We start from the raw sequence: 14,913 nt of genomic DNA on the forward strand, positions 1-14,913 counted from the left end.
CCCAACGGCCATGGCATTTTACCCGCGTTCCTGTTTATCTACTTTGAATTTAAATGCACGAGAGCAATTTCACCATGAAGCGATTGATCGCGGCCCTGTTTGCCACCCTACTTCTGACCCCTTATTCCTTGATGGCCCAATCCGCGAACGACGTGGTTTGGCTTCAGGTTGAAGCACAGCCCACCCTATCCGCCGCGACCCAGCGGGCGCAGGCCTATAGCAATAACATCGAAGATGTGAACGGGTTTTCGCTGGGCGGTGGCTGGTATGCGATTGTCGTCGGCCCCTATCGCCGCGACGATGCAGAATTACTGCTGCGCCGGTATCGCCGCGAGGGGTTGGTGCCCGGTGACAGCTTTGTGCAGATATCAAGCCGGTTTCAACAGCAGTTCTGGCCAGTCGGTGCGAATGTATTGAACATCCCCCTGATTGCCCCGGTCGCGCCTGAAGTGACAGCCGAAGCCCCAGCAGCCCCCATTACCGAGACGACGCTGCCCCCTGTCAGCGAAGAGACCCCCACCGTTGCAGAGATTTCCCAGCCCGAGCCACCCATAGACGAGACGGTATCGGAAGCACGCCGCAGCGAGCGGGCGCTGTCGCGCGAGGAACGTCAGCAATTGCAAATCGCGCTGCAATGGGCAGGATTCTATGACGGTGCTATTGACGGCGCATTCGGACGCGGCACGCGCGGGTCGATGACCGACTGGCAAGCCGTCAACGGCTATGACCCCACAGGCGTGCTGACCACATTGCAACGTGCAGCGCTGAACAAACAATATAACGCCGTGCTGGAGGGCCTTGGCCTGAAGCGGGTCAGCAACGCGGACGCGGGTATCGAGATGCTCTTGCCCACCGAAGTTGTGGCCTTTGAAAAGCTGGAGCCGCCATTTGTGCAGTACAACGCAACGGGCGATATTGATGCGCGTGTTTTGTTAGTCAGCCAAGCAGGCGATCAAGACACGCTGGCCGGTCTTTACGAGATTATGCAGACCCTTGAAATCGTCCCCCAAGACGGGCCGCGCGAACGCAAATCGAACAGCTTTGAGCTGATCGGGGAAAACGGCAGCATCATAAGCCAGACCCAAGTGTCGCTGGAAGATGGCGAGATCAAAGGCTTTACCCTTGTTTGGCCAGCAGGTGACGAAGACCGCCGCCGCCGCGTCATGTCTGAGCTGTCTCAAAGTTTCACCCGCATCCCCGGCGTGTTGGATGCAGCTGCGGGTGGTGGGGACGATCAGGCGATTGATCTGGTGTCCGGCCTGCAGGTGCGCCTGCCCAAGCTCTCAAGCTCGGGCTTTTTCATCGATGGTGCGGGGATTATCGCGACCACATCGCAAGCGGTGCAAAACTGTGGTCGCATGACGCTGGAGGATGAAACGGAGCTAAGCGTGGTTGTGAATGACACCGCCAATGGCATTGCCCTGCTCAAGCCCAGTGATCGTCTGGCACCGATGGAAGTTGCGATGTTCAACCCGCTTTTGCCCCGTCTGCAATCCGAGATCGCGGTTGCCGGTTTTCCCTATAAGGGCGTGTTGGGCACGGCGACTGTGACCTACGGCGCGCTGGCCGATGTGCGCGGATTGCAGGGCGAGGATAATGTCGTCAGGCTTGAACTTGTCGCGCAATCTGGTGATGCGGGCGGACCCGTTTTTGACAGCAATGGTCAGGTGTTGGGCATGCTGTTGCCCCGCAACGATGGCGCGCAGCAACTGCCCGAAGACGTGAACTTTGCCGTCGATGCCGCGCAGATCAGCGATGTTGCGCAACAGGCGGGCATTGCCGTGCAAACGACCCAAGGGTCAGGCACGTTGCACCCCGAAGATTTGCGCGCAAAGGCCAAAGGCATGACCGTGCTGGTCAACTGCTGGGAATAACACAGGCGACGGGGCGCGGAATTTTCAAAAATTCCGGCCCGTTTTCTTCAAAGAAAACGTCTTAGCCCGTGATGTCAGGTGTGAGATAAATCAGCGTCGGGCGACCGGCGCTGAACGCTTCATTTAGAACCTTCGGCAGATCATTCAGCGTCTTGGGGGCCGCCGACAAGGCACCAAAGGCCTCGGCCAGTTTACAGAAATCCGGATTATGCGCGACGACTGCGTTTGGCGCGATCTGTGCACGGACCATGCTGTCTTCGATCTCGCCCAGTTTGCCATTGTCCCACAGGATGATGGGCAGCGACAGGCCCAGCTCAACCGCCGCGCCGAGTTCCTGCATGGTATAGTGAAATCCATAATCGCCGATGATCGCCAACGTGGGCGCATCGGGCCGCCCAATCGCGCCACCAATGGCGGCCGGGGTCGCATAGCCCAATGTGCCGAACCCATAGGGGTGATGCCAGTGGCCGGGCGCGTCCATATCCCACACTTCTTTGGCGGCATAGGCAAATTGGGTCATGTCGGAATAGATCATCGCGTCTTTGGGCACCGCTGCTTTCAGGGCGTCGATCACCGGCAACAGCCCGGGGCGCTCGGCCTTGATCTCTGACCGCCAGCGCGCGCGTGCGGCTGCGACCTCTTGCGCGGTCCATCCCGACTGGGGCCGATCAATGCCCATCTCGCACAAGCCAGATACAAACGTAGCGGCATCCCCTTGCACCTGAACCTGCGCGCTTTGGCCGTCGGTCAGCACGGTTGGGTCAAGATCGACCCGCACCAAGGGCGCTGTGTGCCCAAAATGCGCGCGCCAGATGTCCACCTCGGCCAGTTCGGTGCCGACAGCGATCACCAGATCAGCGCTGGCGATCACATCGGCGCTGCCGGGCCGCGCCAAGGTTGATCCAAAGTGCAAAGGCGCATCCGGTGCCACCACGCCACGACCGGCGTAGGTGGTGAAGGACGCAGCCCCCACGCGGCGCAGCAGGGCATTCACGTCACCTGCCCCCTTTGCACCGCCGCCGAAAACGAACAGCGGACGCTTGGCGGCCATCAAGAGATCACAGACCATTGCGATATCCTGCGGCGTTGGGCCCAAGGGGCGGGTTGTTTTGTCCCCGGATGGGGCATGGCCCTGTGCTGAGGCTTCTAGCACTCCGATGGGCACCTGAATGTGCTTTGCGCCGGGGCGCTGCGTGGCAAATTCGCTCAGCGCGCGGTCGATCAGCGTATAGGCGGCGCTGGCGTTGCGGGCTTCCTCGGACCAGTCACAAACTGTCGCGGCGGCGGCTTGTTGGTCCTTCATCTGATGCAGCTGACCTTTGCGGGCTGCGGTTTCATCCAGACAAGAAGACAGCACCAGCAGGGGCACAGAATCGCTGGTGGCCTGACCCATGGGGGTCATGATGTTGCACAGCCCCGGCCCGGTGATCACATAAGCCACACCCGGCTTCCCCGTCGCCCGCGCATAGCCATCGGCCATAAAGCCGGCACCCTGCTCGTGGCGGGCCAGCACATGGGTCAGGCCGGATTCTTCGATCCCGCGGTACATTTCCTGATTGTGCACGCCGGGAATGCCAAAAATCACCTCGACCCCGCGATCCTTAAGCATATGCGAAATCTGCGCACCCAAGGGGCGCGTTTGCACGGTCGTGGTCTTGGCCATCAGGCTCTCCAGAATTTAAAGGTGAGGATGACGTAAACCGCCATCAGTTCCAGCCGTCCGAACAGCATTGCGGCTGTAAGAATCCATTTGGCCGGATCGTTCAGCGTGCTGAAATTACCCGCAGGTCCGATGATATCGCCCAGACCCGGCCCGATATTGGCAAGTGCGGCCCCCGCCCCCGATACCGAGGTCACGAAATCCAGCCCCGTCATGCTAAGCGCCACCGCGACAAGGCCCAGCGTCAGGGTGAAAAACATGAAAAACGACATCACCGATATCATGACATCGCCGCTGATCGGGCGCCCGTCATAGCGTGGGGTAAAGATGCCGTGGGGTGACCGGATACGCTGCAACTGTGCGCGGATCGATGCGAACAGCAGCTGATAGCGGAAAATCTTGATCGAACAGGCGGTCGACCCTGCGCAGCCGCCAATCAATCCGGTGAAAAAGAACAGCGCGATGGGAAACGACCCCCACTGCATATAGTCCACCGACGCATAGCCCGTGCCCGAAATGATCGAGGTGATGTTAAACAAGGCCTCGCGCAGGGATTGTTCCCAATGCTGCGGAAACACCCCTTGGATCGAGATAAAGATCAGGACCACCAGCACAAATACCACCATGATAAACCCACGCACCTGCGGGTCGCGGTGCAACGCCATGGGGTGACCGTTCAACAGCTGCACATAGCGTACAAAGGGCAACGCCGCGAGGATCATAAAGAACGACGCCGCATACTCAGCTGACCCAGAAAACGCCCCAAAGGACGCGTCGTAGTTCGAGAACCCGCCCGTCGACACCGTCGTGAGCGCATGCACCGTCGCATCAAACAGCTCCATCCCAAGCGCCAGATAGGTCAGCGTACAGGCAAAGGTAAGCCAGACATAGATAACCGAGATTTGACTGGCGATCTGCCCCGCACGTGGCAGGATTTTCCCAAAGGTATCAAACGCTTCGGATTTGAAAATCTGCATACCGCCGACCCGCAATTCGGGCAGGAACACCATCGCGACCACGATTATACCGATCCCGCCCAGCCATTGCAGGATACCGCGCCACAGCAAAAGCCCCTTGGGCAGGTCATCAAGGCCGGTGAAAACCGTCGACCCTGTGGTGGTCAGGCCCGACATCGCCTCGAACACCGCATCGACAAACCGTGCCTCGGTCGCGCCCAGCATAAACGGCAAGGCCCCAAACAGCGGCAGCATCACCCAAACGCCGGTGGTCAGCAAAAATGTCTGCTGGATTGTCAGGCCTTCTTTGACGCCATTGGCGCAGGCCAGCGCAATCATGCTGCCCCCTAAAAAGGTGATCAATCCCGACTCGACAAACACGGGCCAGTGGCCGCGCCCCTCAGCGATATCGACCAACATCGGCACAATCATCGCGATGCCAAGCACGGCAAGCAAAAGCCCGATCACATATCCAACTGGTCGCATGTCCAACATAGGGGCAGCGTTGGCGCGGCAAAGCGGCGGTGTCAAGGATCAGGACACCTGAAAACGAAAACGGCCCGCGCTGATGTCAGCGGGGCCGCATTTTCTGCAGGGGTGGACCTGTTTAGATGTAATACAGGTCACGGAACACGTGGTGCACGATATCATCGCGCTTGATGCCCATTTCCGCCAGCTCTGCGTCGGATTTTGCGTTCAGCATCTCAACCTTTTGCAAGCGGGCAGAGTTGCTGCTGGCTGCGATCATTGCGTTACCAATGGCGGCGAAGAATGCCCCGATTGCTGCAAATGGTGTTTTCAGGGAGAAGCCACCGGTGTGGGAAATTGTGCTGCTATATGCCATGATAGACCTTTCTTTGCTAGGCATTTCCGCCTGTTACGCTCTGTTGACTTCAATATATAGCGTTCAGCCGGAATGAGAACTGACCATTCTGCATAGCAGCATCCCGATTGCGCTGCACCGCAGCATAAAGACTGCCAAAAATGCGACAGAGGCACCAAAACACCGCCCAAAACGCGGGCAGTGTGAAAACTTGGGCTATTTAAGGCGCGAATTTACCCGACGTGAAACAGCGTGGTGAACAGCTTGGGGTCGATGCTTTGGGCGGCAAATGTGTCGCCTTGGGTCAGAATACTGATCGCATCATGGCTGTGCAGGCTTTCCTGGTGGCTTGCTACAACGCGGAAATCACCAATACGCGGGTCCGCTTGCAACTGCTCGCAGAACAGTCGCGCCGCGTCTTCGACAAAGATCGGGTTTGCGGCGTTCAGTTCGGCAAAAGCCTGTTCGTCTTCGCGCTTTACCATCACTTGGGTCTCGGTTGGCACAGCGCGGCGCGCGGCCTCGATCAGGTCTTCGAACCACAGACAATCGGCGTCGTATTTCACATCGACCGAAATGCGCGCCACCGACCGCTGCGAATGCGGTGTGGCCAGTTGTCCGCGTGTGGCGCGCGCATGTTCGGACAGTTCCAGCGAACAGGGGCAGGTCGATGAATAGACGTAATCCAGATGCATGATCTTTTTACGCACACCTGCGATTTCAACCAGTTCTAACGCGATGTCATAATACTGGTAGCCCGACAGACCGGAGCGCAGGCTTTCGATCTTCATCGGAAAGGAAAACCGCATTTGGATGCGCGCATCCAAGCTTTCCAGATCGGTTTTATAGTCATCAAGCGCCGCTTCCATGACCTCAAAGCTGAATGTCTGGTCACCATGTTTATAAAAGCTGCGCATGATGCGGGACATGTTGATGCCCTTTTTATCCGCCTCAAGGCTAACCGATCCGGTCACCGAGGTTTCAAGCGTCAGATCGCCATTATCGCGGGTGTGAAAGCGCAGCGGCAGGCGGAAGTTCGAAATTCCCACATGCTGGATCTGCTGTTTGGCCCCCCGGATCAGACTGGACGGGCCGTTTTGCAAATCCGGCAAGGTTGCTTTGTAATTATCACCAACGGCGAAATCGTCGGGGTAAATGCGGTTGAATTCGGGGTAATCATCAACCTTGGTCAACAGCCGCGCCAATGCAGGGTCCAGCGCGTCCATCTCCGATTGACTGGCCGCTGCCGCCCAAGCGCGCAAAGTATCCAGCGCCGCCGTGGCGGCCGCGCGGTCAGGCTGTGTGGACCCAGGTGCGATGACATTCATGATAAGCCCCCCTTGGTAGCTGGACTTTATATAGGGCAATCACCGCACCGTTTCCATGAAACTGCTGACAATAGTGCGCAGCCGCATCCGAATTTTACGCCGAGCGGTCCAATGCCTGTTTGATATCCGCGATCAGATCATCCACGTCCTCAAGCCCCGCTGACATGCGCACTAGGCCATCGGTAATGCCCAACACGTCTTTTTGGTCTTGCGGCAACCGCTGGTGCGTCGTCGTGGCCGGGTGCGTCGCGATCGATTTCGCATCGGCAAAGTTATTGGAAATGGTGACCAGTTCCAGCGCGTTCAGGAACTTGAAACAGGCGTCTTTGCCGCCCTTCACCTCGATCGCGAAAACGGTGCCGCCAGACGGCGCTTGCGCCAAGGCAAGGGCGTGCTGCGGGTGCGATGGGTGTGTAGGATAGCGCACGGCGTGCAGGCGTGGATGGCCGTCGAGCGCATTCGCCAGTTTCAGCGCCGCATCAGATTGCGCCCGCACGCGCAGGTCGATGGTTTCAAGCGCTTTCAGATGGGTCCAGGCGGTGAAGGGGTTCATCGCGCCGCCGGTGTGCTTCATATAGGCCTCAATCGGGCCGCGGATCAGGTCTTTGGTCCCGCAGATCGCACCACCCAGCAGGCGACCCTGCCCGTCCACGTGTTTCGTGGTCGAAATGATCGCGATGTCAGCCCCACATTCCCGCGCATAGGAATAGACCGGCGTGGCCATCGCATCATCGGCCAGCACCAACGCGCCAACGGCATGGGCCTTGGCCACCACATGGCGCATGTCCACGACTTCCAAGGTCGGATTCGAGATGCTCTCGAAGAACACCAGCCGCGTGTCGGGCCGGATTGCTGCATCCCATTCTGCATTGTCGGTGCCGTCAACCAATGTGATTTCAACCCCGAACCGCGCAAGGATGTCTTCGAGCACGTACAAGCACGAGCCGAACAGCGCGCGGGCAGCAACCACGTGATCACCTGCCTTCAGCAACGCCGTCAGCGCCCCGTTAACCGCCGCCATCCCGGATGTGCAGGCAAAGCAATCCTCGTATCCCAGCATGCCGGCAATACGGTCTTCGAACATCCGCACGGTGGGGTTGCCGTAGCGCGCATAAATAAATTCATCATCGCCCAGCGATTGGAACCGTGCCTCGGCCTGTTCGGCACTCTCGTAGACGAACCCTTGGGTCAGAAACATCGCTTCGGACAGTTCGTTATACTGGCTGCGGCGGGTGCCCATGTGAATGGCCTTGGTGCGTGGCTTCCAATCGTTGCTCATCTTTATCATCCTTCCGGCCCGACAGTGCGGGCATAAAAAAACCCCAGACGCGGTCAAGCGAAAGGGGGCTTTCATCCTGACCTTTTAGCGGTATTTCAGCAAGTCGCCCTGCCCGTGGCCCGCAATCCGGTAACAAATCGCCACGCGACATCTGCTACGCCTGTGCGCGCGCCACGTCAACAGCCTGCGTTATAGCAGGCCGCGCTTTCCCTTGCGGGTGCCACCGAAACCGGCAGTATGGGGCCAACACTGCATCCAAAAGGTACCTATGCCATGTCCGCACCGATTGATCTGTATTACTGGCCCACGCCGAACGGCTGGAAGATATCCATCGCGCTCGAGGAAATGGCCCTGCCCTATGCCACTCATCTGATCAACATCGGTTCCGGCGATCAATTCGCGCCGGAGTTTCTAAAGATCGCGCCCAACAACCGGATGCCCGCGATTGTCGATCCTGATGGACCGGATGGTGCGCCCATCTCGATTTTTGAATCCGGTGCGATCCTGCAATACCTTGCCCGCAAGACAGGTCAGTTCGGCGGCACGACCGAACGTGAAAAAGTCGCGGTCGAGGAATGGCTGATGTGGCAAATGGGCGGGCTGGGGCCGATGGCGGGGCAAGCGCATCATTTCCTGAAATACGCCCCACATATGGATCCGCCCAACGATCTGCCCTATGCGAAAGACCGCTATCGCAGCGAAACGGCGCGCCTTTATGGCGTGTTGGACCGGCAGCTTGCCAACAATGAATTTGTCGCAGGCGATTTCATCTCGATCGCGGATTTCGCCATCTGGGGCTGGGCGTCCCTGTGGGAAGGTCAGCAGCAAACGTTGGACGACAAACCCCACATGGCCCGCTGGCTGGACCTCGTGGGCGCGCGCAAGGGCGTGCAGGCAGGTCGTGCGCTATATGCAGAAAAGCGTGCCGATTTCCGCGCCGACAAAGACGCGCAATCGACCTTGTTCAAAACCAAATGATGCCAGCCGTGGCGGGCGCGCGTCAGGTTTCGTCTTGTTCGATGCTGTAGGTTTGAAACAACTTGCCCTGCGCCATGAAAAACGCAAACACCGCCGCCGTCAGGCCAAAGGTCTTGAAGTAAACCCATGTTTCGGTGCTGGCAAAACGCCAGATTACTTCATTGGCCAGCGCCAGCCCGAAAAAGCAGAACATCAACCGCTTGGTCAGGATCATCCAGCCGGCGTCTTGCAGGGGCATCATTTCTTCCATCACGTATTTCAGATAGGATTGCCCGCGCGCCAGACCAATGGCCAGCAAACCGCCGAACAGCAGGTAGATCGCGGTTGGTTTCATCTTGAAAAACCGCTCGTCATTCAGCCAGACCGACAGCCCGCCAAACAAAGTGACCAAAATCACTGTGGCCACCTGCATCCGGCTGATTTTGCCCGTCAGCGCCCAAAGCGCGCCCGTGGCGGCGATCAGCAGCGGAACAAAGGCCGCCGTAATCAGGATAAAGCCGCTGTATTCCGTGCCCCAGACCGTGAACACATCATCCTTATAGCGTAGATAGGCCACGAAAAAGATCAGCACGGGCCCGAACTCTAGGGCCGATTTCAGCAGCGGGTTAATCTGGCGTTTCTCGGTCATCTTACTCTCCAATTATCCGCCCATTTCGACGATCACAGCACCTGCCGCGATCAATGCCATCAGCGCCACACGGCGCGGGCCTACAGTTTCTTTCAGGACCAACCAACCGATGACGGCCGCAAACACGGTCGAGGTTTCGCGCAGCACTGCGGCCTCGCCGACCTTGTCCAGCCGCGTCGCCAGCATGATCGATCCAAAGCTAAAGAACGCCACAAATCCACCCGCAACACCGCGTGTCATCAGCGGGCCAAGCGCGGGCGGGTTCGGCATGGTCACATAGCGCCGCCATGCGATAACAGGCATCACCAGCCCGTCGATCATGAAAAACCACGCCAAAAAGGTGAACGGGCTTTGCGTCGCGCGAATGCCGTAGGCGTCAAAGGTCGTATATAGCGCCACGAACAGTCCGGTCAGAACCGCCAATGCCAGCGCCACGTTCAACGTGTCCCGTTCGGACACCAGATAGATCATATTATACAGCGCCAGCCCGAAGATGCCTGCCATCAGCACCCCCACGCCCATCCACTGCACTAGGGTAAAGCTTTCATTGAAAATCAGATAGGCACCGATCACCGTGAACAGCGGCCCGGTGCCACGCACCACCGGATATACGACCGTATAGGCCCCCTTGGTATAGGCCCAAGCCTGCAACACTTTGTAGACGACATGGATCGCAAACGCGCCGGCAAAGATCACCCACATATGCGGTTCGGGCCAAGGCACGACAAACAGCGCAAAGGGGGCCGCCATCATACCATAGGAAAAATCAATCGCGCCGCGCGTCAGCCACGGGTCATGCCGCCCCTTTTGCAAAGCGCCGAAAACCGCATGCAAAAATGCCGCCAGCAACGCCAGCATTAGGGCCACCTGATGCCCCGTCGGTGTGCCTTCGATCTGGGCAAGCCATTCGGTCACGGGCATGTGCCCCGCTTGAGAGTATTCACTGAGGGTCCAGCCCCATCAACGCATCCGCGAATTCCTGCGGGTCAAACGGCTGTAGATCATCGATCTGTTCGCCCACACCAATCGCATGGATCGGCAGGCCGAATTTATCGGCCAGCGCCACCAGAACACCACCCTTGGCTGTGCCGTCCAACTTGGTCATCACAAGGCCGGAGACATCCGAAATCTCTTGAAACACCTTAACCTGATTTAGCGCATTTTGGCCCGTCGTCGCGTCCAGCACCAACAGCGTGTTATGCGGGGCTGACGGGTCTTTCTTGCGGATCACGCGCACGATCTTGGCCAACTCCTCCATCAGGTCGCCGCGGTTTTGCAGCCGCCCCGCCGTGTCGATCAGCAGCAGATCAGCGCCATCGCGTTCGGCTTGGCCCATGGCATCAAAGGCAAGGCTGGCCGGGTCCGACCCTTGGGCTGCGGTCAGCACAGGCACGCCTGCGCGGTCGCCCCAGACCTGCAATTGTTCAACAGCAGCAGCGCGGAATGTATCGCCCGCCGCAATCACAACGTTCTTGCCCGCCGCCTTGAACTGGCTGGCCAGCTTGCCAATCGTAGTGGTTTTGCCGGACCCGTTCACACCCACAACCAGAACCACTTGTGGGGTCTTGGCATAAAGCGGCAAGGGCTTGGCAATCGGGTCCATGATCCGCGCGACCTCGGCCGCCAACAGCCGTTTGATTTCCTCAACCGACAAGCGTTTGCCAAAGCGCCCTTCGGCCATGTTTGCCGTGACGCGCAGCGCCGTATCAACGCCCATATCGGTCGAGATCAGCAGCTCTTCGAGCTGTTCGAGCATCTCGTCATCCAGCACGCGGCGCACGACTGGCGCGGCCGCGCTGCGCCCCATCAAACGGCCCATCAAGCTGGGTTTTGGGGCCTCAGGCTGGGCTGGCGCGGGCGATTGCAAATCCGTGACCGCTGGCTGGATGGTTTCACGAAGAGGCACGGGTTCGGGTGTTGGTGCCTCCTCCGCCGGAACATCGGCGGGCAGCGGCGCGGGTTCATCATCGACGGCCTCCGGCAATGCCTCAACCGCGATGTCTGGCGTGTCCATCACCTGATCTACGGGCAGCTCGTCAATCGTTTCGGCTGCGTCAACAGCGCCGCCTTCCTCAACGATGGCCTCAAGGCCTTCGTCGATCTTTGACGATGATTTGAACAGTTTGCTTTTCAGTTTCTTGAAAAAGGCCAAGCGTCGTCTCCGCGAAAAGTGTCAGGCGTTTGCTATGATCTATAGGCTCATATGGCCAGAGGGAAGGGCACCCGCCCGAATTGCCCATTTCTACGCCCCAGTGCCCCAATCGAACAGGCATCCGGACATGGTATTTCCGCCGTTTCTGATAGGGCTTAGGGCTTATTCTTTGGACGATTTACGTTTGATGCCCCGCGCCGAAACAATCGCCTTCACCAGATCATCCGCACCAAACGGTTTTTGCAGCAAGGTCACCTTGGGGTCCAAGCGCCCGTTCTGAATAATCGAATTTTCGCTAAAGCCCGACATAAAGATCACGGCCGCCTTTGGGTACAGCGGGCTTAGGCGTTTGACCACTTCGTTACCGTCCATGCCGCGCGGCAGGATCACGTCGCTTAGGATCAGATCAACATCAGCAAGCGTTTCCGCCATTCTCAACGCCTCTGGCCCATCCTCGGCGTCATGGACAACGCAGCCCATCGACACGAGCATGGTTTTGAACATGGCGCGCAAATCTTTGTTGTCTTCGATCAAAAACACCGCCATCCCGGTAAAATCCGGGCGCTGTTTGCTCCGGTCGCGGTCATCCAGTGTTGCGTTTTCTTCGCCTGAACGCGGCAGGTAAAGCTTGACCGAGGTGCCAATTCCCAATTCGGAATACACCTCAAGATGGCCGCCCGACTGTTTCGCAAACCCAAAGGCCATCGGCAGGCCAAGCCCGGTTCCCTTGCCAACCCCTTTGGTCGTGAAAAACGGTTCAATCGCATGTTGGATCGTCTCTTCGGACATGCCGCAGCCGGTATCGTTCACCGAAATGCGCACATATTCGCCGGGGACCACATCAACATGGCTGGCGGCGTAATCCTCGTCCAGTTTGCAATTGGTGATCTCAATCGTCAGCAGCCCCCCGTCCGGCATCGCATCCCGGCTGTTAACCACCAAATTCAAAAGCGTCGTCTTCAGCTTTTCCGGATCCGCAAAGGTGCCCCAGAGGTCGTCATCCGCGACAATTTCCAGATCAATTGCTTCGCCCACGGACGACCCCAGCAGCGCGCTGGAATCCCGCATCAATTCAGCCGCATCAAAATGCGTTGGCGACAGCGGTTGCTTGCGCGCGAATGACAGCAATTGCTGGGTCAATGTCGCGCCACTGCCCACCGCCGATAGCGCCACTTCTAGGAATTCGCGCTCTTGCGGGCTGTCTAGCGCCAAAAGCGTCAGTTCAATATTGCCCGAAATAATGGCCAGCAAGTTGTTGAAATCATGCGCAACCCCGCCCGTCAGCATGCCAATCGCATCCAGCTTTTGCGCCTGAAGCAACTGTTCTTCGACGATCTTTTGCTCGGTCACGTCCAGAATAATAATCTCAAGCACGGAGTTACCGGTCACCTGATCAATAAAGGGCCGTACAATATGCCGGAAATACCGTATTTCGTCGTTCTTCAACGTGAATTTCAGCACCCCTTCGGACATCTTACCCTTGTGAAGAAGTGCGCGGATGGCCTCCAATCTGTCAGGGTCTTCATCCCGCAGGAATGCGCCCAGAAATTCGCCCCGTACATCCACGTCCAGAACCTCTTGGACCGTCATTTTAAAGGCACTGGCAAACGCCGGATCGCATTCGATAAACCTGTCCAGCGTGGCATCAAGGGTCGCATAGCCAAGCCGCGCAAACAGCGCCACATGGGTCAGCTTGGTCATCGACGCCTCAAGCACCTCTTGAGAGGATAAAATTTGGTCGCGCATCCCATGGATCGCATCCACAAGTCCGGTCAGTTCGTCCCGCCCGCGTGGCGACGGCCCATCGTTCAAGTCGATGTTAAGCGCGCCCCAATCCCCCGAATGGTCCTTGAGCGTGTTCGAGATGGTCAGCACGGGCTGCAACAGGGTTCGATCCAGCAATCGCAACGTCAGAAATGCCGTGAAAAACACAAAAATGGCCGAGGTCAGAATGGTGGCCGCGATGCGCACCAAAATGAATTCCCAAATCTCGGATTTAGAGACTTCGAGGCGCAAGGTACCAATTTCGACATCGCCCGATTCCCCGCCCCCATAAAGCGGCAGTTCAAGGACATACCCAGCCACATTATCGCCCAAAGTGCCCGCCGTCAGATCGATAAACTTGCCATCTGACACTTTGGCACCTGTGACGGCCCCAAATTTCACATAGCTGTCCAGCAACTGCTGCGCGTCCTCAAGGTCGTATTGCCAGACGTGGTCTTGCATTGTGGCCAAGGTGGCATTGGCCAGATTATCAACCCGCTCTTTCAGCCGCGCCTCGGCGATACTGAAATAGATCAGCGATGGCAGCAGGCAGGCCACCATAAGCAGGCCCAGCATCGGGCCAAGTATCGCCCGCCAGATTTCGCGCCTGATGCCCGTTGTAAAACTGCGCAGTTTCATTTCGGGCCCCACTTCATCATTGCCGGGGCCAAAATATTTTCCAGTGTTCCGTCCGCCTTCATCAGCCGGATCGCCGTCGCCAGATCAAGCGCCAGATCAGCGTGCTCTGCGCTTAGATGGATAAACAAATCCGTATCAAAGGTATGTTCCGAGAATTTGAGACCCGTAACCTCATGTTGTTGGGCCTGATACCGTGCCTGCAAAAAATACATATAAGCCACATCAATGCGGCCCTTTATCAGCATGTCCATCAACCGGCCCGAGCTGTCGGCCGCGTAAGTATCTGGAACGTCATGCAAATCATCCTCGGCCTGTTTCCAGCCTTCGACATAACCAACGCGGTACGACTTTAGGTATTCCTTGTTCATCATCATGATGTCGTCGCGCAGATACACGCCGCCCGCCTTGCCGGTATAAATCCGCTCGGGGACACGCACCAAGGGGGCCAGTATAGGAACGTCCAGCTCTGGCGTGGCAAAGTAGCCGTCAAATTCGCCGGTAAGGCTGCCCATTAATCCGCGCGCGGGGGACGTGGCCTGATAGGTCAGCCCAATACCCGCGCGGGCAAAGGCCTCTTGCACGATACGGTCCAGATATCCGTCTTTCGCGACGGTGGTCAGGGGCGGATATGGCGCTGCGGCAAGGTTTAGATGCCGGTCAGATGCCTGCGCTGCTGGCACCGCAAGCCAAACCGCGCAACACAGCGCAAGAGCAATGGCACGCGCGCAAAACGACAGCGCCGCAATTGACCCTGCCCCCATGTCAGCGCGCAGGTAGGATGTGGCCATGCGCAAGGGGGTCACCATTATTACGACATCTCCGCAAAGTAACT

Annotated in this window: 12 protein-coding genes; 2 read left to right on the top strand and 10 right to left on the bottom strand. The window is 58.0% G+C overall.

Annotated features, from left to right (window positions below; all coding sequences use genetic code 11):
- The first annotated feature begins 74 nt into the window (after nucleotides 1-74).
- Entirely contained in the window at nucleotides 75-1,874 is a 1,800-nt protein-coding gene (locus tag WNY39_RS05085) for a serine protease (protein ID WP_342844598.1), read from the top strand.
- A gap of 61 nt (nucleotides 1,875-1,935) precedes the next feature.
- On the opposite strand, the gene WNY39_RS05090 is transcribed toward WNY39_RS05085, so the two are convergent.
- From WNY39_RS05090 to WNY39_RS05110, 5 genes are all read right to left on the bottom strand, one after another.
- A complete protein-coding gene (locus tag WNY39_RS05090) occupies nucleotides 1,936-3,537 on the bottom strand; it encodes a 5-guanidino-2-oxopentanoate decarboxylase (RefSeq protein WP_342844599.1) in 1,602 nt (533 codons plus the stop codon).
- Complete coding sequence (locus WNY39_RS05095; RefSeq protein WP_341234485.1) at nucleotides 3,537-4,985, bottom strand: TrkH family potassium uptake protein; 1,449 nt, start codon at nucleotides 4,983-4,985, stop codon at nucleotides 3,537-3,539. Before WNY39_RS05095 ends, WNY39_RS05090 begins: the two co-directional genes overlap by 1 nt.
- 112 nt (nucleotides 4,986-5,097) lie before the next feature.
- Nucleotides 5,098-5,334 (bottom strand): hypothetical protein, encoded by a 237-nt coding sequence (locus WNY39_RS05100; protein ID WP_341234264.1) that lies wholly within the window; start codon nucleotides 5,332-5,334, stop codon nucleotides 5,098-5,100.
- A 212-nt stretch (nucleotides 5,335-5,546) separates the two neighbouring features.
- Nucleotides 5,547-6,641, bottom strand: a complete 1,095-nt coding sequence (folE2, locus tag WNY39_RS05105) for a GTP cyclohydrolase FolE2 (RefSeq protein ID WP_341234263.1) — start codon at nucleotides 6,639-6,641, stop codon at nucleotides 5,547-5,549.
- Between the two features lie 94 nt (nucleotides 6,642-6,735).
- On the bottom strand, nucleotides 6,736-7,920 hold the full coding sequence (locus WNY39_RS05110; protein WP_342844600.1) for an aminotransferase class V-fold PLP-dependent enzyme: 1,185 nt from the start codon (nucleotides 7,918-7,920) through the stop codon (nucleotides 6,736-6,738).
- A gap of 273 nt (nucleotides 7,921-8,193) precedes the next feature.
- On the opposite strand from WNY39_RS05110, the gene WNY39_RS05115 reads away from it, so the two are divergent.
- A complete protein-coding gene (locus WNY39_RS05115) occupies nucleotides 8,194-8,898 on the top strand; it encodes a glutathione S-transferase N-terminal domain-containing protein (RefSeq protein WP_342844601.1) in 705 nt (234 codons plus the stop codon).
- Between the two features lie 22 nt (nucleotides 8,899-8,920).
- On the opposite strand, the gene WNY39_RS05120 is transcribed toward WNY39_RS05115, so the two are convergent.
- From WNY39_RS05120 to WNY39_RS05140, 5 genes are all read right to left on the bottom strand, one after another.
- Nucleotides 8,921-9,526 carry an inner membrane-spanning protein YciB gene (locus tag WNY39_RS05120; protein ID WP_342844602.1) on the bottom strand — a complete coding sequence of 202 codons (606 nt, stop codon included), beginning with the start codon at nucleotides 9,524-9,526 and terminating at the stop codon, nucleotides 8,921-8,923.
- Nucleotides 9,527-9,538: 12 nt separating this feature from the next.
- Entirely contained in the window at nucleotides 9,539-10,441 is a 903-nt protein-coding gene (locus tag WNY39_RS05125; RefSeq protein ID WP_341234484.1) for a DMT family transporter, read from the bottom strand.
- A 25-nt stretch (nucleotides 10,442-10,466) separates the two neighbouring features.
- Nucleotides 10,467-11,678 carry a signal recognition particle-docking protein FtsY gene (gene ftsY, locus WNY39_RS05130; protein WP_342844603.1) on the bottom strand — a complete coding sequence of 404 codons (1,212 nt, stop codon included), beginning with the start codon at nucleotides 11,676-11,678 and terminating at the stop codon, nucleotides 10,467-10,469.
- A 162-nt stretch (nucleotides 11,679-11,840) separates the two neighbouring features.
- Complete coding sequence (locus tag WNY39_RS05135; RefSeq protein ID WP_342844604.1) at nucleotides 11,841-14,081, bottom strand: ATP-binding protein; 2,241 nt, start codon at nucleotides 14,079-14,081, stop codon at nucleotides 11,841-11,843.
- The gene (locus WNY39_RS05140; protein WP_342844605.1) at nucleotides 14,078-14,887 is read right to left on the bottom strand and encodes a transporter substrate-binding domain-containing protein; all 810 of its coding nucleotides are present in this window, start codon (nucleotides 14,885-14,887) and stop codon (nucleotides 14,078-14,080) included. The genes WNY39_RS05135 and WNY39_RS05140 overlap by 4 nt, the downstream gene beginning before the upstream one ends.
- Nucleotides 14,888-14,913: the final 26 nt, after the last annotated feature.

This window comes from Sulfitobacter sp. AS59, assembly GCF_038899995.1.
GTDB lineage: Bacteria > Pseudomonadota > Alphaproteobacteria > Rhodobacterales > Rhodobacteraceae > Sulfitobacter.